General features: G+C 71.1%; 21 protein-coding genes. 7 read left to right on the plus strand and 14 right to left on the minus strand.

From position 1 onward, the window contains the following. Nucleotides 1–9: 9 nt before the first annotated feature. Genes ABZZ74_RS12515 through ABZZ74_RS12530 form a run of 4 tightly spaced genes read right to left on the minus strand, consistent with a single transcriptional unit; the run spans nt 10 to nt 4,354 of the window. Nucleotides 10–1,005 (minus strand): serine/threonine-protein kinase, encoded by a 996-nt coding sequence (locus ABZZ74_RS12515; RefSeq protein WP_356763941.1) that lies wholly within the window; start codon nt 1,003–1,005, stop codon nt 10–12. Beyond that, nucleotides 995–1,537: a hypothetical protein gene (locus tag ABZZ74_RS12520; protein ID WP_356763943.1), complete on the minus strand. Its 543-nt coding sequence runs from the start codon at nt 1,535–1,537 to the stop codon at nt 995–997. Before ABZZ74_RS12520 ends, ABZZ74_RS12515 begins: the two co-directional genes overlap by 11 nt. 7 nt (nt 1,538–1,544) lie before the next feature. Beyond that, nucleotides 1,545–3,884 carry an FHA domain-containing protein gene (locus ABZZ74_RS12525; protein ID WP_356763945.1) on the minus strand — a complete coding sequence of 780 codons (2,340 nt, stop codon included), beginning with the start codon at nt 3,882–3,884 and terminating at the stop codon, nt 1,545–1,547. A 59-nt stretch (nt 3,885–3,943) separates the two neighbouring features. After that, nucleotides 3,944–4,354: a hypothetical protein gene (locus ABZZ74_RS12530; RefSeq protein WP_356764166.1), complete on the minus strand. Its 411-nt coding sequence runs from the start codon at nt 4,352–4,354 to the stop codon at nt 3,944–3,946. A gap of 322 nt (nt 4,355–4,676) precedes the next feature. Here ABZZ74_RS12530 and ABZZ74_RS12535 point away from each other — a divergent pair, with 322 nt between their 5' ends. Then, nucleotides 4,677–5,060, plus strand: coding sequence for a nuclear transport factor 2 family protein (locus tag ABZZ74_RS12535; protein WP_356763947.1), 384 nt, complete (start codon nt 4,677–4,679; stop codon nt 5,058–5,060). A 76-nt stretch (nt 5,061–5,136) separates the two neighbouring features. Next, the gene (locus ABZZ74_RS12540) at nt 5,137–5,418 is read left to right on the plus strand and encodes a DUF1905 domain-containing protein (RefSeq protein WP_356763949.1); all 282 of its coding nucleotides are present in this window, start codon (nt 5,137–5,139) and stop codon (nt 5,416–5,418) included. On the opposite strand, the gene ABZZ74_RS12545 is transcribed toward ABZZ74_RS12540, so the two are convergent. Then, nucleotides 5,415–6,332, minus strand: coding sequence for an AraC family transcriptional regulator (locus ABZZ74_RS12545; RefSeq protein ID WP_356763951.1), 918 nt, complete (start codon nt 6,330–6,332; stop codon nt 5,415–5,417). The genes ABZZ74_RS12540 and ABZZ74_RS12545 overlap by 4 nt on opposite strands. A gap of 100 nt (nt 6,333–6,432) precedes the next feature. Between ABZZ74_RS12545 and ABZZ74_RS12550 the strand changes: the two genes are divergently transcribed. Further along, nucleotides 6,433–7,419 carry an oxidoreductase gene (locus ABZZ74_RS12550; RefSeq protein WP_356763953.1) on the plus strand — a complete coding sequence of 329 codons (987 nt, stop codon included), beginning with the start codon at nt 6,433–6,435 and terminating at the stop codon, nt 7,417–7,419. Here ABZZ74_RS12550 and mgrA read toward each other — a convergent pair. Beyond that, a complete protein-coding gene (gene mgrA / locus ABZZ74_RS12555; protein ID WP_356763955.1) occupies nt 7,409–8,401 on the minus strand; it encodes an L-glyceraldehyde 3-phosphate reductase in 993 nt (330 codons plus the stop codon). The two genes, ABZZ74_RS12550 and mgrA, sit on opposite strands and share 11 nt — an antisense overlap. Before the next feature lie 126 nt (nt 8,402–8,527). Here mgrA and ABZZ74_RS12560 point away from each other — a divergent pair, with 126 nt between their 5' ends. Both ABZZ74_RS12560 and ABZZ74_RS12565 read left to right on the plus strand, forming a co-directional pair. Further along, nucleotides 8,528–9,421, plus strand: a complete 894-nt coding sequence (locus tag ABZZ74_RS12560; protein WP_356763957.1) for a LysR substrate-binding domain-containing protein — start codon at nt 8,528–8,530, stop codon at nt 9,419–9,421. A 17-nt stretch (nt 9,422–9,438) separates the two neighbouring features. Then, on the plus strand, nt 9,439–9,954 hold the full coding sequence (locus ABZZ74_RS12565; protein ID WP_356763959.1) for a DUF664 domain-containing protein: 516 nt from the start codon (nt 9,439–9,441) through the stop codon (nt 9,952–9,954). Here the strand turns inward: ABZZ74_RS12565 and ABZZ74_RS12570 are convergent. The 6 genes from ABZZ74_RS12570 to ABZZ74_RS12595 form a co-directional block, all read right to left on the minus strand. Continuing rightward, nucleotides 9,936–11,006 carry an adenosine deaminase gene (locus tag ABZZ74_RS12570; RefSeq protein WP_356763961.1) on the minus strand — a complete coding sequence of 357 codons (1,071 nt, stop codon included), beginning with the start codon at nt 11,004–11,006 and terminating at the stop codon, nt 9,936–9,938. The genes ABZZ74_RS12565 and ABZZ74_RS12570 overlap by 19 nt on opposite strands. Before the next feature lie 41 nt (nt 11,007–11,047). After that, the gene (locus ABZZ74_RS12575) at nt 11,048–11,440 is read right to left on the minus strand and encodes a VOC family protein (RefSeq protein WP_356763963.1); all 393 of its coding nucleotides are present in this window, start codon (nt 11,438–11,440) and stop codon (nt 11,048–11,050) included. 139 nt (nt 11,441–11,579) lie between these two features. Next, nucleotides 11,580–12,485, minus strand: coding sequence for an aldo/keto reductase (locus ABZZ74_RS12580; protein ID WP_356763965.1), 906 nt, complete (start codon nt 12,483–12,485; stop codon nt 11,580–11,582). 40 nt (nt 12,486–12,525) lie between these two features. Further along, nucleotides 12,526–13,890 (minus strand): PI-PLC domain-containing protein, encoded by a 1,365-nt coding sequence (locus tag ABZZ74_RS12585; protein ID WP_356763967.1) that lies wholly within the window; start codon nt 13,888–13,890, stop codon nt 12,526–12,528. A gap of 268 nt (nt 13,891–14,158) precedes the next feature. Next, nucleotides 14,159–14,464, minus strand: coding sequence for an SHOCT domain-containing protein (locus ABZZ74_RS12590; protein WP_356763969.1), 306 nt, complete (start codon nt 14,462–14,464; stop codon nt 14,159–14,161). Between the two features lie 121 nt (nt 14,465–14,585). Then, the gene (locus ABZZ74_RS12595; RefSeq protein WP_356763971.1) at nt 14,586–15,029 is read right to left on the minus strand and encodes a DUF6325 family protein; all 444 of its coding nucleotides are present in this window, start codon (nt 15,027–15,029) and stop codon (nt 14,586–14,588) included. Nucleotides 15,030–15,169: 140 nt separating this feature from the next. Here ABZZ74_RS12595 and ABZZ74_RS12600 point away from each other — a divergent pair, with 140 nt between their 5' ends. Further along, nucleotides 15,170–16,468 (plus strand): hypothetical protein, encoded by a 1,299-nt coding sequence (locus tag ABZZ74_RS12600; protein ID WP_356763973.1) that lies wholly within the window; start codon nt 15,170–15,172, stop codon nt 16,466–16,468. Here ABZZ74_RS12600 and ABZZ74_RS12605 read toward each other — a convergent pair. After that, nucleotides 16,449–17,120 (minus strand): GAP family protein, encoded by a 672-nt coding sequence (locus ABZZ74_RS12605; protein ID WP_356763974.1) that lies wholly within the window; start codon nt 17,118–17,120, stop codon nt 16,449–16,451. The two genes, ABZZ74_RS12600 and ABZZ74_RS12605, sit on opposite strands and share 20 nt — an antisense overlap. Before the next feature lie 228 nt (nt 17,121–17,348). Between ABZZ74_RS12605 and ABZZ74_RS12610 the strand changes: the two genes are divergently transcribed. Then, nucleotides 17,349–18,287, plus strand: a complete 939-nt coding sequence (locus ABZZ74_RS12610) for a YhjD/YihY/BrkB family envelope integrity protein (RefSeq protein WP_356763976.1) — start codon at nt 17,349–17,351, stop codon at nt 18,285–18,287. 25 nt (nt 18,288–18,312) lie between these two features. On the opposite strand, the gene ABZZ74_RS12615 is transcribed toward ABZZ74_RS12610, so the two are convergent. Continuing rightward, the gene (locus ABZZ74_RS12615) at nt 18,313–19,602 is read right to left on the minus strand and encodes a chloride channel protein (RefSeq protein ID WP_356763978.1); all 1,290 of its coding nucleotides are present in this window, start codon (nt 19,600–19,602) and stop codon (nt 18,313–18,315) included. Between the last annotated feature and the right edge of the window lie 42 nt (nt 19,603–19,644).

Here is a 19,644-nt window from a genome sequence, read left to right on the forward strand (position 1 = left end):
GTTATGAGCCTAACCCGGGCCCGGACGCCCGAACACCGGGTCGGCCCAGCGTGGGGGCGCCGGTGGGGGCTCCTCCCCCGGGCCGGCCTGCCGAAGGTACACCGCCGTCGCCGGATGGCTGGTGTCCGGGCCTCCGGTCAGCGACGCGCGCAGATCGGAGACGAAGGCGAGGCAGGAGGCGTGGCGCTCGTCCGGCGGCTTGGCGAGGGCCTTGGTGAAGACCGGGTCGACCTGGGGGGCGAGGTCGGGGCGGGACTCCGTCAGCGGAGGCGGCTGGTCGTACTGGTGGGCCCACAGCAGGGCCATGTCGTCGTCGCGGCGGAAGGGCGGGTGACCCGCGAGGGACTCGTAGACGACGCAGGCGAAACCGTAGACGTCGCAGCGTCCGTCGACCGGGCGGCCGGAGATCTGCTCGGGTGCCACGTAGTCGAGGGTGCCGACGAACTGGCCGACGGTCGTGAAGCCGGTCAGGGACAGCGACTTCTTCGTCAGGCCGAAGTCGGTGAGGTAGCTGTGCTCCGGGTGGTCGCTGTCGGTGCCGCGGGCCACCAGGATGTTGCCGGGCTTCACGTCCCGGTGGACCAGCCCGTGTTCATGGGCCGCGTCCAGCGCGGAGGCGACCTGCGCGGCGATGCGGACCACGACCGAGGGGGCCAGCGGGCCGCTGCGGTCCAGGACATGCCGCAGGTCGCTGCCCTCGACGTAGCGCATCGCGATGTACAGGACGCCGTCCGTCTCGCCCGCCTCGTAGATCGGCACGATGTGCGGGTGGTCGATGGCGGCGGCCGCCCGGGACTCGTGGGTGAAGCGGAGCCGGAAGGTGTCGTTGCGGGCCAGCTCGGGGGCGAGCAGCTTGAGCGCGACGGTGCGGTCCAGGCGCAGGTCGCGGGCGCGGTAGACGACGGCCATGCCACCGCGCCCGACCTCGCGCTCGATGCGGTAGTCGGCGACCTTGGTGCCGACCAGTTCGGAGGGGCGGCCCGAGAACAGGCTGTCACGGGCCATCGGGCGTCACGACCTGGGTGGGGGCGTGCCCGGCGTCCGCCGCGGCCGCGCCGGGTCCGTCGTCGGTGGCGTACGGCGCCAGACGCGCTCCGTCGCCGTACACCCACCGGCCCTGCTCGGTGTCGTACAGCCACACGGACTCGCCGTCGACGACGACCCCGACGCGCAGCCCGCGCGTACGGCCGCGGAAGGACTCCCCGTCCATGCCGCCGGCGAGGTCCTCGACGGCGGCCCGGTAGTGGGCCAGGGCCTGTTCGGCGCGGGCGAGCAGGGGGCGCGGGTCCGCGGTGCGGGCCCGGGGATCGCCGGCGACCGGCGGGTCCTGGGGTACGGCGACCAGCAGGCGGCCGTCCACCCAGGCCGACCAGCCGTTGGCGCACAGGACGTGCGCCCAGTCGCCGCGCCGCTCCGACAGCTGCACGGGCAGCAACGGGTCGAGGGGCATCGTGGGGCGGGCGGGGTCGGGGGCCTCCCAGGAGGGCATGCCGTGCTGGGGGACGACGTGGGTGGGCCGGAATCCGGGCGTGGTCATCGCGGCCCTACTTCCGCATCACGGCCGGTTCGTGCCGGCGCAGCAGCCGGGACACCGCGAACCAGAAGACGGCGGACAGCACGACCAGCATGGCGATGTTCAGCAGCCACACCCCGGTCGAGTGCCGGAACAGCGGGTCGGCGGTCAGCTCGCCCGGCACGATCCGGGACAGCCCGATCGTGCCGGCCATGGCGCCGAGCGCCCAGCGTGAGGGCACCAGCCAGGACAGCTGTTCCAGGCCCGGTACGCCGTGCAGCTTCAACAGGGCGCCGCAGAAGACGACCTGGACGATGGCGAGCAGCACCAGCAGCGGCATCGTCACCTCCTCCTTGCGCACCAGCGCGGAGACCAGCAGGCCGAGCATCATCGCCGTGAACGCCAGCAGGGCGACCGCGACGGTGATTTCGACCAGGGGCGGCATCAACACGCCTTTCCCGCCGGGCGCGTTGAGATCGACGCCGAGCAGGGCGACGAGGGTCAGCACGACGGCCTGCAGCACGGTGACCGTGCCGAGGACGACGACCTTGGACATCAGGTACGCCGATCTGGACAGGCCCACGGCGCGTTCGCGCTGGTAGATGGTGCGCTCCTTCACCAGCTCCCGCACGGCGTTGGCCGCGCCGGTGAGGACTCCGCCGACGCACAGGATGAGCAGGGCGTTCATCGCCGTGTCATGGGTGAGTTTGCTGCCGGCCAGGGCGCGGGCCATGGCGCCCATCACGAACGGCAGGGCGATCATGATGGCGAGGAAGGTGCGGTCGGCGCTGAGCGCGGCGGTGTAGCGGCGCACCAGGGTGCCGAGCTGGGCGCCCCGGCTGCGGGGTCGGGCGGGCGGGGTGATGACGACCGGGCCGGAGCGGGGCACCCGGGGCTGGGCGGTGGCCTCGGTGACGTAGTGCCGGTGGAAGGGCGAGAGGCGGAAGTCGCCCGCCCAGTCGCGGTCGGCGTCCCGTTCGAAGGCCTCGAAGGCCTCCGGCCACTGCTCGAAGCCGAAGTAGGCGAGGGCGTCCTCGGGCGGGCCGTAGTAGGCGACCTTGCCGCCGGGTGCGAGGACCAGGAGTCGGTCGCAGACGTCGAGGCTGAGGACGCTGTGGGTGACGACGATGACCGTGCGTCCGTCGTCGGCGAGGCCGCGCAGCATGTGCATCACCGAGCGGTCCATGCCGGGGTCCAGACCTGAGGTCGGCTCGTCGAGGAAGAGCAGGGAGGGCTTGGTCAGCAGCTCCAAGGCGACGCTGACGCGTTTGCGCTGGCCGCCGGAGAGACTGTGCACGGGCTGGCGGGCGCGCTGCTCCAGGCCCAGCTCGCGGATGACCTCGTCGACGCGGGCCCGGCGCTCCGCCTTCGCGGTGTCCTGCGGGAAGCGGAGTTCGGCCGCGTAGGACAGGGCGCTGCGGACGGTGAGCTGGGCGTGCAGGATGTCGTCCTGCGGGACCAGGCCGATGCGCTGGCGCAGCTCGGCGTAGTCGCGGTAGAGGTCGCGGCCGTCGTAGAGGACGGTGCCGTGGTCGGCGGGCCGCTGCCCGGTGAGCGCGTTGAGCAGCGTGGACTTTCCGGCACCGCTCGGGCCGACGACCGCGAGCAGGCACTTCTCCCCCACCGGGAAGGAGACGTGGTCCAGCAGCGTCTTGCGGCCCCGGTCGACGGCGACTGCGAGGTCCTGCACGTCGAGGGAGACCTCGCCGGTGTCGACGTACTCCTGCAGGGTGTCGCCGACGAGGCTGAACGCCGAGTGGCCGATGCCGACGATGTCGCCGGGGCCGATCGGTGCGACGGTGACGGGCGTGCCGTTGAGGTACGTGCCGTTGTGGCTGCCGAGGTCGGCGATCTCGTAGCTGCCGTCGGGCAGGGCGCGCAGTTCGGCGTGCCGGCGGGAGACGCTGAGGTCGTCGATGACCAGGTCGTTGTCGGTGGCGCGGCCGATGCGCAGGGTGCGGGTGGGCAGCGGCCGTACGGTGGTGGGCTGGCGGAAGGTGCCGGTCAGGCCGGGCATCGACACCGCGGAGGGGCGTTCGACGACCGGTGGCGGGCAGTCGAGCAGGACGGCGCGGGGGCCGTCGGAGGGGTTGCCGAAGCGGATGACGCTGCCCGGACCGACGCCCCACTCGTGGACGCGGCGGCCGTCGGCGAAGGTGCCGTTGGTGCTGTTCTCGTCCTCGACCAGCCAGTGACCGTCCTCGGGCCGCAGCACCGCGTGGTGCCACGAGACCCGCGCGTCGTCGAACACGATGTCGCTCAACGGGTCGCGGCCCACGTGGTAGTCGTGGCTCGGGCTCATCACCGTGGAGCCCGTCTCGGTCTCCAGCACGAGTTCAGGCGCTGTCGGAGCGACCGGCCGCTCTGCCATGCGGAAAATACTACCGATTCGTCCACATGTGCGCCTGGCGCGAGGAGCGGCCCCGGAGCTCAGCCGACGGGCATGAACAGCGCCGGGACGACCCGCTGCATACGCAGTGCGTCGACGGACTCGGCGAGCAGCTCGTACTCGGTGGTCTCGTCGCAGATGGCGACCCGCACCAGTCTCCCGGCGGCCAACTCGTCGGCGACCAGCTCCTGTTGGGAGAGGTCACCGCACCACCAGCGCAGCGCGGTCGGCACGTCCGGCACGGTCTCGGCGACCGGGACCAGGGAGCCGGGCGGGAAGTGTTCGGCCTCGGGCTGCGGGTCGAGACGGTCGGCGATCCAGATGGCGCGATCGCGCAGCCACCACAGCGCGAGGGCGAGGGTGGGGGCACGGTAGGTGCCCAGGGGTACGCCGATACGTTGTCCGGCGCAGACTCCGTACGCGGTGACGTGGCATAAGAACTCGTCGTGCATGGTCATTTCCCCCGCTGCTCGTTCGCCTCTCGGCCTTTCCTCGCTTTCGTGCGGCTCATGTGCGGTACGTGACGGCGTCTTCGCTCGCCGTGAAGTCCCTCAACTGTTGAGTATGTTCACTACTGAAACAGTGTCACCATGCTTTTCCGGCCAGTCTCCTGGCATATTCACGCGGGCAGTTGGCCGAAATGCGCGGGTCGGTTCATTACCCGAGGGGTAATCGACTCACCGCCCCGCGCCGGGCAGGGTGGTCGTACCGGGTCGCCGAGACCGTGATCCGGGCTCTGACCAGCAACGACTACCTCTGTGGAGGCTGATCGCCATGTCCGCGAACACCGACCGTTACGAAAACGCCGTCGCCCGCTACTTCGAAGCCTGGAACGCGGGCGAGCCGGAGGAGCTGGCAAAGGCGGTCGCCGCCGCGTGGACCCCAAACGGTTCCTACACCGACCCGCTGGCCGATGTCACCGGCCACGAGGGGATCGCCGCCGTGATCACCGCGGCCCATGAGCAGTTCCCCGGGTTCGCCTTCCGCCCGGCCGGCCCGGTCGACGGCCACCACGACACGGCGCGTTTCTCCTGGGAGCTGGTCAACGAGACCGACGGCTCGGCGCCGGTGGCCGGCTTCGACGTGGTCACGCTGGACGAGGACGGCCGCATCCGCGCCGTGCTCGGCTTTCTGGACCGGGTGCCGGCCGGGGCGTGAGCACGCGGCCCGGGAGATGAGTTTCCCCGCTCCCGGCGGTCTCCTGTACACGACCACCGGGAGCGGAGGAACCACCATGGCGACGACCGGAAAACTCGACGAGCAGTTCACCGCCGTCCTGCGCAAGAGCCCCGCCAAGGGTGGCTGGACCTATCTGGTCTGGCCGAAGTCCGTCGACTTCTTCGGCACCCGCGGGCTCGTCAAGGTCCGCGGCACGATCGACGGACATCCCTTCCGCGGCTCCTTCATGGCCCTGGGCGACGGCACCCACAAACTGCCGGTCAAGGCCGACCTCCGCAAGGCGATCGGCAAGACGGAGGGCGACACGGTGACCGTACGCCTGGAGGAGCGGCTCTAGGCCCGGGCGGCGTCCCGGTAGCGGCGGGGGGCTACGCCCATGGAGCGTTTGAAGGCGTTGCTGAAGGCGCTTTCGGAGGTGTAGCCGACGGAGCGGGCGAGCGCGGCGACGGGGGCCGTGTCCTGGCGCAGGGCGCGGGCGGCAAGACTCATGCGCCAGTTCAGCAGGTACGTCAGGGGCGGCACACCGGCCGCCTCCTTGAACCGTACGGCGAAGGTGGTGCGGGACATCGCGGCGGCGCGAGCCAGCTCCTGAAGCTGCCAGGGGTGTCCCGGATCGGCGTGCATCAGGCGCAGCGCCGGGGCGAGCCGTTCGTCGGCGAGAGCGCGCAGCCAGCCGGGCGGCAGCCCGCCGGCCTCGGCGAGGCAGACCCGCAGCACCTGCACGAACATCAGCTGGGCCAGCTGGTCCGAGGCGAACTCGCCGCCCGCCCGGCGCGTCTTCATCTCCCCCATCAGCTGCCCGACCAGCCAGCGCAGCACGGGCGCCTCGGCCGCGTCGGCCGTCACGTGGATCAGCTCCGGCAGCGCCCGGCGCAGCAGCTCGCCGCTGTCCCGGCTGAGGTCGATGTGCCCGGAGACGCAGGCGACGTCCTCGCCCTCGCCGAGCCGCCCCATGCGGGTTCCGGGGTCCATCGCGACCTGGTCGGAGCTGATCGGCTCGATGCCGGGCCCGCTGCACAGCACATACGGTCGTCTGCCGTCGGAGACCACGATGTCGCCCTCGACCAGCGGCAGGGGCTCGCCGCCGTCCGGCGGCAGCAGCAGGCAGCGCCCGCGCACCACGACGTTGACCTTCAGTTTGTCGCGCCCCACGAGCCGGATCGCCCAGTGCCCTCCGGCGAGGAACCCCCCGGAGAACACACTGCGGGCGTCGGCGACGGCGAGGGCGTCGGAGAGCGGATCCGCGGTCATGCTCGAACTATCACGCAAGTAATGCGGATTCTCAAGTATTCATCGTACGAATCGGCGTCCCTACGGTGGCCTGGTCAGTCCATTTCGAGGAGGGCCAGACATGACCACCACCGCACAACGTCCCGTCCGCTCCGGCTTCGGCGCCGCGTCCACCGCCGAGGAGGTGATCAAGGGGATCGACCTGACCGGCAAGGTCGCGATCGTCACCGGCGGCTACTCGGGGATCGGCCTGGAGACGGCCCGGGTGCTGCGCTCCGCCGGCGCCCAGGTCGTCGTACCGGCGCGTGACCTCGAGCGGGCGCGGGCCGCGCTGACGGACGTGCCCGGGGCCGAGACCGAGTACCTGGACCTGCTGGATCCGGCGTCGATCGACGCCTTCGCGGAGAAGTTCCTGGCCTCCGGACGGCCGCTGCACCTCCTGGTCAACAGCGCCGGGATCATGGCGACTCCCCTGACCCGGGACGCGCGCGGCTACGAGGCGCAGTTCGCGACCAACCACCTGGGGCACTTCCAGCTGGTGCGGCGCCTGTGGCCGGCGCTCGTCGCGGCAGGCGGCGCACGGGTCGTGTCCGTGTCCTCCCGGGGCATCCGCTTCGGCGGCGTCGACTTCGACGACCTGCACTTCCAGCGCCGGCCCTACGAACCGTTCGTCGCCTACGGCCAGTCGAAGACGGCCAACGCGCTGTTCGCCGTGGAGCTGGACCGGCGCGGGCGCACCGAGGGCGTACGGGCCTTCTCCGTGCACCCCGGCATCATCATCGACACCGGGCTGATCAAGCACCTCGACCCGGAGATCGTCCGGGCGTCCGGCACGGTCGACGAGGACGGCAGTCCCGTCATCGATCCCGAGCGCCAGTGGAAGACGGTGCAGCAGGGCGCGGCCACCGGCGTCTGGTGCGCGACCAGCCCGCGGCTGGCCGGCCTCGGCGGGGTCTACTGCGAGAACTGCGACGTCAGCCCGCTGGTGACGCCCGAGACCGAGGCCGCCTGGTACGAGAGCGAGCGGACGCCCGGCGTGCTGCCGGGCGCCGTCGATCCGGAGGCGGCGGCCCGCCTGTGGGAGGTCAACGAGCGTCTTACGGCGTGACGATCGCGTCGATGCGGGCCAGTTCGTCGGCGTCGAAGTCCAGGTTGCGGGTGGCCGCGACGCTGTCCTCGATCTGCTGCGGGCTGCTCGCGCCGACCAGCGCGGAGGTCACCCGGCCGCCGCGCAGCACCCAGGCGAGGGCCAGCTGGGCCAGGGTCTGTCCGCGGCCCTTGGCGATCTCGTCCAGGGCACGCAGCTTGGCCACCAGGTCCTCGGTGACCGCGTCCGACTGCAGGAACGGGCTGTCGGAGGCGGCCCGCGAGTCCTCCGGGATGCCGTCGAGGTAGCGGGAGGACAGCAAGCCCTGCTCCAGCGGGGAGAAGACGATGGAGCCGACCTGGAGCTCGTCGAGCGCGTCCAGCAGGCCGCCGTCCTCGGGGCGGCGGTCGAGCATCGAGTAGCGCGGCTGGTGGATCAGCAGCGGGGTGCCCAGCTCGCCCAGGATGCGGGCGGCCTCCCGGGTCTGCTCGGCGGAGTAGTTGGAGATGCCGACGTAGAGCGCCTTGCCCTGCTGCACCGCGGAGTGCAGGGCGCCCATCGTCTCCTCCAGGGGAGTCTCCGGGTCGGGGCGGTGCGAGTAGAAGATGTCGACGTAGTCCAGGCCCATCCGGGCAAGGCTCTGGTCCAGCGAGGACAGCAGGTACTTGCGCGAGCCCCACTCGCCGTACGGCCCGGGCCACATCAGATAGCCGGCCTTGGTGGAGATCACCAGCTCGTCGCGGTAGCGCGCGAAGTCGTCCTTGAGGGCCTCGCCGAAGGCCAGCTCGGCGGCGCCGGGCGGCGGGCCGTAGTTGTTGGCGAGGTCGAAGTGGGTGACGCCGAGGTCGAAGGCGCGGCGCAGAATGGCCCGCTGGGTCTCGACCGGGCGGTCGGGACCGAAGTTGTGCCACAGGCCGAGCGAGATCGCGGGGAGCTTGAGGCCGCTGCGTCCGGTGCGCCGGTAGGGCAGGTCCGCGTAGCGGTCGGGGTGTGCGGTGTACAACGCGACTCCAGAGGGGTTGGCACACGGCTTTCTCGGTTCCGGAAACCGGTACCCCATCTTTCGCGACCTGGGGGCAGTGGTCCAACAGGAGAATGCGATGGAACTCAGCAGATAGGCTGCACAATCATGGAACTCCGCCATCTCCAGCACTTCGTCGCGGTCGCCGAGGACCAGCATTTCACCCGGGCCGCCGAACGGCTGATGGTCTCCCAGTCGGGGCTGTCGGCCTCGATCCGGGCGCTGGAGCGGGAGTTGCAGACGCCGCTGTTCGTGCGCACCACCCGCAGGGTGACGCTCACCGAGGCCGGGCGGGCGCTGCTGGGCGAGGCCGAGCGGATCCTGGCGCAGGTGCGGGCGGCGCACGAGGCGGTCGCGGCCGTGCAGGGAGTGCTGCGGGGCACGCTGTCGGTGGGGACCGAGCAGTGCATCGCGGGCGTGCACGTGGCGCGGCTGCTGGCGGCGTTCCGGCACCGGCATCCGGACGTGGAGATCCGGCTGCGGCAGGCGGGCTCGGTGGAACTCGCCGAGGAGGTCGCGGCGGGACGGCTGGACCTGGCGTTCGCCTACCGTACGCAGGCGGACACCGACCAGCTGCGCTCGGTGTCGCTGACGGCCGAGCCGATGACCGTGCTGTGCCATCCCAGCCACCGCCTGGCGAGGGACGGCGCGGCGGTGACCCCGGACGATCTGGGCTGTGAGGTGTTCGTCGACTTCCAGCCCGACTGGGGCCCGCGCCGCACCACCGACGCGGCCTTCACGGCGGCGGGTGTACGGCGCACGGTGGCGCTGGAGGTCAACGACGTGCACAGTCTGCTGGACCTGGTGGACGAGAACCTCGGCGTGGCCGTCGTCCCCCGGCACTTCCGGCACAAGCGGGAGGCGCTGACCGCCCTGCCCGTGAAGGGCACGGGCGAGACGGTCTACGAGACGGTGGCCCTGCTGCCGCCGGCCCAGGCGACCAGTCCGGCGGCGCGGGCACTGATGGCGCTTCTGGAACAGGCGACACACGACGGCGTGTGATGCGCGATGGTGGAGTCATGCATGCAAAGGACATCCTCATCGACGGCTACGGCCGCATCCGGGAAGAAGTCCACTCCGTCGTCGAGGGGCTCGGCCCGGACGAGCTCAACGCCCGCCCCTCGCACGACGCCAACTCCGTCAGCTGGCTGGTCTGGCATCTGACCCGGGTCCAGGACGACCACGTCGCCGACGCCTTCGGGCTGGAGCAGGTCTGGCTCACCCAGGACTGGTTCAAGCGCTTCGGCCTGGACCTGCCCCGCCACGACACCGGCTACGGGCACAGCTCCACGAGGGTCGGCAAGGTCCGGGTCGACTCCGGCGAGCTGCTGACCGGCTATTACGACGCCGTGCACGAACAGACCCTGGCCGTTCTCGGTGACCTGGCCTCGGGAGACCTGGACCGCGTCGTCGACGAACGCTGGGAGCCGCCGGTCACCCTGGGCGTGCGTCTGGTCAGCGTCCTGTCCGACGATCTGCAGCACGTCGGACAGGCCGCCTATGTGCGCGGGCTGCTTCAGAGCGCTGCTGCGTAGCCCGGCAGGACGACGTCCTCGATGAGGGCCTTGCGCTCGTCGAACGGGATGAACGCGCTCTTGACGGCGTTGACCGTGACGGTGCGCAGGTCCTCGGCCGTCCAGCCCGCCTCCTCCACCAGCAGGGACATCTCCCGGGTCATCGTCGTGCCCGAGACCAGTCGGTTGTCGGTGTTGAGGGTGACCCGGAAGCCCAGGTCCTTCAGGGCCGTGATCGGGTGCTCGGCGATCGAGGTGGCCGCACCCGTCTGGAGGTTGGAGGTCGGGCACATCTCCAGCGCGATGCGGCGGTCGCGCACCCAGCCCGCGAGCCGGCCGAGCTTGCCGTCGACGATGTCCTCGGTGAGGCGCACTCCGTGGCCGATGCGCTGCGCGCCGCACACCTGTACGGCCTGGTGGATGCTGGGCAGTCCGTGCGCCTCGCCGGCGTGGATGGTGAAGGGCACGCTCTCGCGGCGCAGGTGCTCGAAGGCGTCGAGGTGGTCGGCGGGCGGGAAACCGTCCTCGGCGCCGGCGATGTCGAAGCCGACGACGCCGGCGTCCCGGAACGCGACGGCCAGATCGGCCGCCTCGCGGACCCGGTCGAACATCCGCATGCCGCACAGCAGGGTGCCCACCCGGACGGGGGTACCGGCGGCAGCGGCCTTCGCCATGCCGGCCGCGAGACCCTCCTGGACGGTCTCGACGACCTCGCTGAGCGCCAGCCCGCCGCGGGTGTTCAGCTCGGGCGCGTAACGCACCTCCGCGTAGACGACCCCGTCGGCCGCCAGGTCGAGCACGTACTCCTCGGCGACGCGCAGCAGGCCCTCGCGGGTCTGCATGACGGCCAGGGTGTGCTCGAAGGTGGCTATGTAACGCACCAGGTCACCGGAGTTGGCGGCCTCGAAGTACCAGGCGGCCAGCTCGTCGGGGTCGGTGGTGGGCAGGGTGTGACCGACGGCGGCCGCGAGGTCCACCACGGTGGCGGGGCGCAGGCCACCGTCCAGGTGGTCGTGCAGGACGGCCTTGGGGAGGCGACGGATCACATCGGCGTCTACGCGCGTAGCGGTCATGGCGGGCGCTTTCTACGACAGGCGGTTCTGGGGGGCGTGGGTTACTCGGCGGGCTGGAGCAGGTCCCAGCGGTTTCCGTACAGGTCCTGGAAGACGGCGACGGAGCCGTAGGGCTCATGCCGCGGCTCCTCCAGGAAGGTCACGCCGGCGGCGAGCATACGGGCGTGGTCGCGGGCGAAGTCGTCGGTGTGCAGGAAGAAGCCGACCCGTCCGCCCGTCTGGTCGCCGACCCGGTCGCGCTGCGCCTCGCCCTTGGCGCGGGCGAGCAGCAGGCCGGTGCCGTGGGCGTCGGTGCCGGGACCGACGACCACCCACCGGGAGCCGTCGGGGCGCGGTGCGTCCTCGACGAGCCGGAATCCGAGGGCCTCGGTGTAGAAGCGGATCGCCTCGTCATAGTCGTCGACGACGAGGGTGACCAGGGCGATGCGACTCATCGGGGCCTTTCGGGGTGAGTGGTTGACGGGTGAGGTTATACGTAAAACTCGGGGAACGCCAGTCGGTATCGGAAAGGCTCTCCGGCCGCCCCGGCCCGCCTTCGCAGGACGGGCCGGGAGGTACCGGTGCGGCGGGCGGTCAGTCGCTCTGTCCGCGCAGGGCACCCAGCCGTCGCAGTTCCTCGTCCGTCAGCCGCAACGCGCCCGCGGCGACGTTCTCGACGAGGTGGTCGGGGTTGCTCGTGCCGGGGATGGCGAGGACGTGCGGGCCCTGGTGCAGGGTCCAGGCGAGCCGGACCTGAGCGGGACTGGCCCCATGGGCCTCGGCGACGGCACGTACCGCGGTGTCGTGGTGATCGGCGGCGGCGCGCGGACCGCTCTTGCCGGCGACGGCGTAGAACGGCACGAAGGCGATGCCCTGCTCGCCGCAGAGGCGCAGGACTTCGTCGGTGTCGGGGTTCGGGTCGTCCAGCGCGTACCGGTTCTGCACACTCACCACCGGCGCGATGGCCTGCGCCTCGGCCAGGTGCCGGGGTTCGACGTCGGACAGGCCCAGGTGCCTGATCAGGCCCGCCTCGCGCAGTTCGGCCAGGGCGCCGAAGTGCTCGGCGACGGATTCCTGCCGCATCCTGCGCAGATAGACCAGGTCGAGGTGGTCGCGGCCGAGCTGGCGCAGGTTCTCCTCGACATGGCCGCGCAGTTGGTCGGGCCGGGCGGAGGTGCCCCACTCGCCGTGGTAGTCGCGGAAGGGGCCGACCTTCACGGCGACGAGGAGGTCGTCCGGGTACGGGGCCAGGGCGCTGTTGATGATCTCGTTGGCGGAACGCAGCTGGGAGAAGTAGAAGGCGGCGGTGTCGATGTGGTTGACGCCGAGCTCGATCGCCCTGCGCAGGACGGCGATCGAGCGGTCCCGGTCGCTGGGGGCGCCGAGATGGAAGGCGGCGCTGCCCGTCAGCCGCATGGCTCCGAAGCCGATGCGGTTGACGGTCAGATCGGCGAGTTTACAGGTGCCCGCGGCATCCGCGGTGATCGTTTCGGAGGTCATCGGCGGAGTCTCGCACAGCCCCCGTGCTCCGCCGATCGTTTTACGGATACGTGTAGGAGTTGAGGGCGTCGACCGCCGAGGCGGGGTTGCCCAGGTCGTAGCGGTCCACAGCGAGGAAGTTGGGCTTCTTGCGGGCGGCCGGCTGGCAGAACCGCTGGGCGCGGTCGGCGAGTTTGGTGTTGTCCGTGCCGGCCGTGCCGGCGACGGCGGCGTCCCGGAAGTGGTTCATGACGAACAGGGGACGGAAGCCGCTCTCCGTACGGGTCAGCGGGACGTTGGTGTTCGCGTCGTACCAGCGGCTGTAGCAGGACCAGTCGGAGGAGCCGACGCCGGAGCCCATGGACCAGTAGTTCTCGACGGTCCACTCACGCTGGTACATCACGCCGAAGCTGTCCCGGGTAAGGCCGGCCGACTCGTCGGAGGAGCGGCTGTGATCGGTGAAGATCAGCAGCCGCTGGTTCGCGGCGATCAGGTCGGCCAGTCGGGGCCAGCCGTGCTGCCGGACGCCGGTGCGGTCGGGGCGGTACAGGACGTCGTACAGGCCACTGACCCGGGCGAGTTCGGACCGCAGGACGCCCGGATCGACGTAGTCCTCGAGGAAGACGGTGACGACCTGGTCGGGGTGGGCCCTGAGGAAGTCGACCATGCGCTGGAGGTCGACCCAGAGGGCGACGGGCCTGCTGACCAGGGTGCAGCTGTCGTGGCAGAGGATCGCGCCGTCCGGGGTCTGGTGAATGTCCAGCATGAACCCCCTTACGCCGTCGGCGAGTTGCTGGTTGATGCCACGCGCCTGGTTGGGGAAGAAGTTGACGAACGGCGGCGCGAAACCGCCGTCGACGCCGTTGGCGTAGGCGTTGTGGGCGGTGAGGAAGGTGACCTGGTCCAGGGTGCGTTGGTCCTGGGGCGGCATGGGCGCGGTCGGCGTGGTGACCGGGGTGAGGTACCAGCCGGACAGGTCGCCGGATGCCCCGACGGCCAGCTGGGCGGGGTAGTTGACCCCGGAGGGCTTGGCGGCGACCGTCAAGTAGCGGTCCGTACCGGGTGCCTTGAGGGTGTACTGGTCGGTTCCGGAGGGGGCGATCTCCCACGCCGCGTCCGGGCTCGCGCAGGTGAGGGTTCTGGCCTGGTCGCCGGAGCGGCCGAGACAGCTGCCGGCGGTGTCGGTGCTCTCCAGGAGGTACGACGATCCGCTCGCCGTCAGTCTCCACCGCTGGTGGTCCTCGTTGCCCTTGGGTCTGTGCTGTTCGACGGCTCCGGCGTTGTCGGCGGCGTTCAGCCCGGTCGTGGCGCTCTGGACGTAGTAGAGGCCGGGTGCCGCAACCGCTGCTGCCGCGTGGGCCGTTGGCGCCACGACCGTGCCGGCGAGCGCCGCGGCCGTGGCGAGCAGGGCGTGGGGGGTGCGCATGGTGGTGCCCTTCGTCCGAGGTGCATCAGGTGATCAGGTGCATGACACCATGCCGCGGGGCCGCCGTCAGCAGGAGAGGTTGCCGCCCGCGGCCGTACCCGGTGAGGGGCACGGCCGTGGTGGGGGGTTGTGGAGCCACACTCAACTCCTTTGGTCTGTACCAGTCAAGGGTGTAGACCAGTCAACCCTGTTCCCGTTCCGGAAGTGTGCACGCACGTGACGAACCCCGGTGCGAAGACACCGGGGTTCGTGGGGCTGTGATGGGCCGTCAGGCGAGCAGCCTGCGCTTCTGTTCCTCGAACTCGGCTTCGGTCAGGACGCCTTGGGCCTTCAGGTCGCCGAGCTGCTTGAGCTGGTCGATCTTGTTCGTCATGTCGTCGGCCGCAGGGGTGGTGGGCGGGGGCGGCGGCGCCTGGTAGCCCTGCTGTGGGCTCTGGGGCTCCTGGTAGGCGGGCTGCTGCTGGGCCTGCGCCGCCCAGCGGCCCTGCTGGCGGCGCGACACCCGATTGGAGACCGCGGTCGCCGTGCCCGCGACCACGGCGGTACGCGCAACTCCGCGAAGTAGACCTGGCATGGCAATCGCCTCTTACCCGAAGTCGATGGAAGACACCACGTCCATTGCACCATCACCCTCATCGGGCGGCATCTCGGCATGGCGTATGACGTGCGCGTTCCACGATCCCGCGCTTCTCATCTCAGGACGCGGCCTCGGCGGCCTCGAGGGCGGCGAGGACGGCCTGCACGTTCAGGCGTCCGGAGGCGACGAGCTGGGCGCCGGCGCGCCGCAGGGCGCTCGCGAAGGGCGCCGCCCACAGGTTCTCGTAGACGAGCAGACCGGCCGAGTTGCCCGGCTCCACGGCCGCGGCCGCCTCTTCCAGGTCGTCCTGGCCGAGCAGGTCGGAGCTGGCGCCTTCGAACACGGCGAGGTCGAGCCGGCCGTCACCGGTGAGGTCGGCGATCTCCAGGGCGGTCACCGATCCGTCCTCGTCCTTCCTGATGAACCTCAGGTCCAGGATGCGGATGATGCCGCGGTCCACCAGGTCCACCAGCAGCGGGAAGGCCTCGCCCGTCATGCGGTTGCCGGGGAACTCCACGACCACGTAGTCGATGGGTCCCATGTCGTCGAACTGCTCGCTCATGGCGGTCACCTCTGGCAGGCCCGGACTCCCCCTGGTTGCCATTGCATCACCGGACATGGACCGGCGCACCTCGTGCCCGCGTCACTCCTCCGGGCCCTCCCGGCTCGCCCGATGCCCCATCCCGGGATCTCCTCGGAGGCATGACGAGCAGCGACACGCCCCCGTCGGACCGCCCGAACGGCGGTGAGCTGGAGGAACTGCGGCGCCGGGTCAGTGAACTGGAGAGCACCCAGCGCGAGCCGAAGCACTGGCTGCGGGCGCTCGGTTCGACCGTGCTGATCATTCTGGCGTCCCTGCTGGCCCTGCTGGCGGTGGTCGCGGTCTGGGCGAACAGCATCATCCGGGACACCGATCGCTACGTCGCCACCGTGGCGCCCCTCGCGTCCAACCCCGACGTGCAGCAGGCGGTGACCAACCGGGTCACGGACGCCGTACTGCAACGGGTCGACGTGGACGGTCTCGTCAAGCAGCTGAGCGACGCGGCCGCGCAGAAGGGCGTGCCGCCGAAGGTCGCGACCCTGGTCGGCAACCTGGACGGACCGATCACCAACGGTCTGAAGACCCTGGTGAGCACCACGGTGCAGCGTGTTGTCTCCAGCTCCGCCTTCGCGACGGCCTGGAAGAACGCCAACCGGCGGGCCCACAGCGCCGTCGACAAGGCGCTGACCGGCAACAGCGACAGCGTCGTCCAGTTGAAGGACAACGCGGTCGCCATCGACGTGGGGCCGATCGTGGACCAGGTGAAGGAGCGCCTCGTCGCGTCGGGTCTGGGGGTCGCAGCGAAAATCCCCACGGTCCACACGGACTTCGTCGTGGTGCAGGGCAAGGACATCGGCAAGGTCAAGACGTATCTGCGCATCCTGCAGATCATCGGCGACTGGCTGCCGATCATCGCTGTCCTCGTCGCCGCCGCGGGCGTGTTCCTGGCGTTCCACCGCCGACGGGCGCTGATCGGGGCCGCGATCGGGTTCTTCCTCGCGATGGTGCTGCTCGGTGTGACCCTCAGCGTCTTCCGTGCGGTGTATCTGGACCATCTGCCGCCGGGCACCAACTCCGCTGCCGCGGGCGCCGTGTACGACGCACTGGTGCGGTTCCTGCGTTCCAGCGTGCGGGCGGTCGGGGCGCTGGCCCTGGTCACGGCCATCGGCGCGTTCTTCGTCGGCCCGTCCCGCCCCGCCGTCTTCACCCGGCACTTCTTCAGCAGGAGCATCGGCGCGGGGCGGGACGCGTCCGTCTCGGCGGGGCTGCGGCTGGGCCCGGTGGGCCGGTTCGTGCACCGCTTCAAGAAGTGGATCGGAGCGGCGATCCTCGCGGTGGCCGCGATCGTCCTGTTCACCTGGAGCTATCCGACCACGGCGGTGGTGATCTGGACCGCCGTGATCGTGCTGGCCGCCTTCGCCATCCGCGAGTTCCTGGACGTCAGGACGTCAGCTGACTGATGCTCCTGCTCACCAGGAACAGCCCGGCCACCAGTGCCACGGCCACGAGCGCCTGTTCCTGGTGGGTCTCGATCCAGGTGCGCAGCTTCCCGAGGCGCACCCTGGCCGAGTCCGGGGCGAACGTCGTGTAGACCTCCATCGCCAGCAGACTGCTCGTGGCGAGCAGGCAGTAGCCGAAGAGGGCCAGGTACGAGGAGGAGTGGGACAGGTCGGCACCGACCACCGTCGCGGCGCCGGCCGCCACGAGCCCCCAGGGCTGGAGCAGCGGAGCCATCCCCGCCGTGCCCCACAGGGACAGCCGGTCGAGCCGCGCCATCAACCCGCCGCCGGACGAGTTGTGCCGGTGCCGGCTCCGCTCATGGTTTCCGTGCCGCGACCGGTGCCGGTACCAGCCGTACCCGACGAGCCCCACGCCGATGGCGAGCTTGACGGCGGAGGATGCGGTGGAGGGCGGGGACCTGGGAGCCGGCGGCTTGCCGCCGGTGGTGAGCAGGACGACGGCCAGGACGGCCACGAAACAGGCGAGCCAGGCCAGGATGAAGACCAGGCCCTTCAGGATTCCGCGATCAGCCGACAGCACCAGGACGAACGCGGTCACCGACAGGGGGAACACGGCGATCGCGAGGCCGATGAACACCAGGTCAAGCACCATCGCGGCCCCCGCGCGATCCTGCCCGCCCGGACACGGAACGGCGTTCGCCCATGGCCTCAGTCTCACCGCTGGGCGCACGGCTCACCATTCGTCGGCGGCGGAGCGGCTCACCCGATCACGTGGCCATGCTTCTCGTTCGCCGCTGCTCACGCCGTTTTGTTGACCCGTTCGGCCCTGCGGTGTGCGCCTGCCTGGGCCAAGCGGCCCCAGTGAGGGCACCCTGGCAGCATGCAGTCAGGGACAGGGACCGGAGGAAACAGCCCGGACCGCCCGTCGCGCCGGGAATCGCGCCGGAAACGCCTCGCCTCGACGCGGGCCCGGCTGGTGGGACTGCGGACCAGGGCCGAGACCCGCTTCCCGGTGATCACACATCTGCTGTCGCATCTGATCTCGGTGAACGTGCTCGACTCGGCGACCCGGCTGGCGGCCCAGACGTTCCTCACGGCCGTCCCGCTGCTGTTCGTGGTGGCGTCCATCGCCCCGCCGGCCCTGCGCGACCAGCTCGTCAACTCCCTGCACGACGCCTTCGGACTGTCCGGAAGTGCGAACGCCGAACTCAGCAAGGCCGTCCAGGGCACCGGTGCCCCGTCCGACGAGCTTCAGCAGACCACCGGTGTGGTCGGCGGGCTGATGGTGCTCATCTCGGCCACCGCGTGCAGCCGTGCCATGCAACGGATGTGCCAGCGCGCCTGGAGCCTGCCCAAGGCGGGTGCACGGGTGGCCGCCTGGCGCTGGGTCGTCTGGCTCGCGGCCTGGCTGCTGATGATCACACTGCAGGGGAGCCTGCGCAACGGCTTCGGCCTCGGCCTGTGGCTCGGCGTGCCCCTGCTGCTGATCGCGGAGGTCGCCATCTGGTGGTGGTCGCAGCATCTGCTGCTGGTGGCGCGTGTGCCCTGGCGGCCGTTGCTGCCGGGCGCGGTGCTGACCGGAGCGGCCCTGACCGTCCTCACCTCGGCCGCGCCCCTGTACGTGCCCAGGGTCCTCAACCACAGCCTGGCCAAGTACGGCTCGCTGGGCGCCGTCTTCACCCTGCTGTCCTGGCTCATCACGCTCTGCGTGGTCGTGACCCTGTGCGTCACCGCCGGCGCTGTCATCGCCCGCGAACCCTGGGCGGCCCGCCGTCTGGGCACGCCCGTGCTGCCGGACGCGCCGCCCGACGACATGTAGAGGACCGTTCCGGGGAGAAAGCGCGTCAGTGAGCCGGCTGCTCGGCCGGTTGCTCGCCGGCCACCGGGAGGCTCGGGCCCTGCGGCAGCATCTGGACGACCACGAACGACACGACGGCGGCCAGCACGACGAGGGCCACCGTCTCGACGTTGCCCAGCAGCAGCACGACCAGGACGACGCAGCTCACCGGCAGTCGCAGGGCCGCGGTCACCGAGGCCGCCATCCCGACCGCCATCGCCGGGACCACCCCCAGTCCGGGCAGCGGTGCCAGCAGCACCCCGGCCGCCCCGCCCAGGAACAGGGCGGGAAACACAGGGCCACCGCGCAGGCTGCCCAGGCACAGCGCGTACGCCAGGCCCTTGAAGGCCAGTACGGCGATGAGCGCGCCCACCGGCCAGGCGTGCGGGTCCTGGGCCAGCCGGGCCAGCGTGTCCTCCCCGGACAGGGCCGCCTCGGCCGGTGAGCGTCCCGTGGCGAGGGCGTAGAGGGTGATGCAGACCCCGGCGCCGAGCGCGCAGAAGGTCGTGTTCCGTACCGTCCGGGTCGCCACGAAACGGGCCGCGAACCGTCCGCCCACGAAGATCCAGTGGACGAGGAACGCGAGGGCGGGCGCCAGTACCAGCACCCACAGCACGTCACCCCAGTCGAGTGGCGGCGGCTTGGGCAGGCCGATGTTCAGGGTCCCGGTATCGAGGCCGGTCCAGTGGACGAATCCGGTGAAGATCAGGTCTCCCACCCCGCTGGCCAGCAGGGCCGGCAGCATCACCGCGAACAGCTGCGGGCCGCCCACCCCGGCGACCTCCATCAGCAGCACCGCGCCCACGATGGGGTTCCCGAAGAGCGCGGAGATGGCGGCCGCCGCCCCCGCCGCGCCCAGCAGCGCCGTACTCGCCTGGGTCTGTGGGGCGCGGACCAGGCTCGCGAAGAGCAGTGCGAGTCCGCCGCCCATCGCGATCAGCGGCGCCTCGGGTCCCAGCACGACGCCGAGCGGAAGCCCGACCAGAGCGGCGATCAGGACACCCGGCAGCGCCGTGCTGGAGACGCCTCCGGCGTGCAGACCTCCGGCGGGGAGGTGTCCGCCCCGACCCGGCAACCGGGCGACCACCAGGCCGACGACGACACCGGCCACCGTCAGCAGCGGGAGCGCCCACCACCAGGGCGCCTGTTTCCAGCCCAGGTCCTTGGGCCAGGTCGTCCAGAGCAGGTCTTCCAGCTGGCGCAGGGCCACCAGGAACCAGAACGCGACCAGGGCCACCGGAACGCCGATCAGCCCGCAGAACACCAGGGCCTTGCGGTACTCCGGCCGGCCCAGCATGGTCCTCAGCAGATCGGCTTCCGGAGGCTGACTGCGCGCCGC

This window comes from Streptomyces sp. NPDC006476 (genome assembly GCF_040612015.1).
In the GTDB taxonomy this organism is placed as follows: Bacteria; Actinomycetota; Actinomycetes; order Streptomycetales; family Streptomycetaceae; genus Streptomyces; species Streptomyces griseorubiginosus_B.

Coding starts and splice junctions, on each gene's coding strand:
- ABZZ74_RS12615 (WP_356763978.1), bottom strand. CDS start 19,602: ATGCTGGGCCGGCCGGAGTACCGCAAGGCCCTGGTGTTCTGCGGGCTG.
- ABZZ74_RS12575 (WP_356763963.1), bottom strand. CDS start 11,440: ATGAGTCGCATCGCCCTGGTCACCCTCGTCGTCGACGACTATGACGAG.
- ABZZ74_RS12595 (WP_356763971.1), bottom strand. CDS start 15,029: ATGAGCGAGCAGTTCGACGACATGGGACCCATCGACTACGTGGTCGTG.
- ABZZ74_RS12610 (WP_356763976.1), top strand. CDS start 17,349: ATGCAGTCAGGGACAGGGACCGGAGGAAACAGCCCGGACCGCCCGTCG.
- ABZZ74_RS12550 (WP_356763953.1), top strand. CDS start 6,433: ATGACCACCACCGCACAACGTCCCGTCCGCTCCGGCTTCGGCGCCGCG.
- ABZZ74_RS12590 (WP_356763969.1), bottom strand. CDS start 14,464: ATGCCAGGTCTACTTCGCGGAGTTGCGCGTACCGCCGTGGTCGCGGGC.
- ABZZ74_RS12585 (WP_356763967.1), bottom strand. CDS start 13,890: ATGCGCACCCCCCACGCCCTGCTCGCCACGGCCGCGGCGCTCGCCGGC.
- ABZZ74_RS12540 (WP_356763949.1), top strand. CDS start 5,137: ATGGCGACGACCGGAAAACTCGACGAGCAGTTCACCGCCGTCCTGCGC.
- ABZZ74_RS12535 (WP_356763947.1), top strand. CDS start 4,677: ATGTCCGCGAACACCGACCGTTACGAAAACGCCGTCGCCCGCTACTTC.
- ABZZ74_RS12600 (WP_356763973.1), top strand. CDS start 15,170: ATGACGAGCAGCGACACGCCCCCGTCGGACCGCCCGAACGGCGGTGAG.
- ABZZ74_RS12580 (WP_356763965.1), bottom strand. CDS start 12,485: ATGACCTCCGAAACGATCACCGCGGATGCCGCGGGCACCTGTAAACTC.
- ABZZ74_RS12515 (WP_356763941.1), bottom strand. CDS start 1,005: ATGGCCCGTGACAGCCTGTTCTCGGGCCGCCCCTCCGAACTGGTCGGC.
- ABZZ74_RS12545 (WP_356763951.1), bottom strand. CDS start 6,332: ATGACCGCGGATCCGCTCTCCGACGCCCTCGCCGTCGCCGACGCCCGC.
- ABZZ74_RS12530 (WP_356764166.1), bottom strand. CDS start 4,354: ATGCACGACGAGTTCTTATGCCACGTCACCGCGTACGGAGTCTGCGCC.
- ABZZ74_RS12565 (WP_356763959.1), top strand. CDS start 9,439: ATGCATGCAAAGGACATCCTCATCGACGGCTACGGCCGCATCCGGGAA.
- ABZZ74_RS12525 (WP_356763945.1), bottom strand. CDS start 3,884: ATGGCAGAGCGGCCGGTCGCTCCGACAGCGCCTGAACTCGTGCTGGAG.
- ABZZ74_RS12520 (WP_356763943.1), bottom strand. CDS start 1,537: ATGACCACGCCCGGATTCCGGCCCACCCACGTCGTCCCCCAGCACGGC.
- ABZZ74_RS12560 (WP_356763957.1), top strand. CDS start 8,528: ATGGAACTCCGCCATCTCCAGCACTTCGTCGCGGTCGCCGAGGACCAG.
- ABZZ74_RS12570 (WP_356763961.1), bottom strand. CDS start 11,006: ATGACCGCTACGCGCGTAGACGCCGATGTGATCCGTCGCCTCCCCAAG.
- ABZZ74_RS12605 (WP_356763974.1), bottom strand. CDS start 17,120: ATGGTGCTTGACCTGGTGTTCATCGGCCTCGCGATCGCCGTGTTCCCC.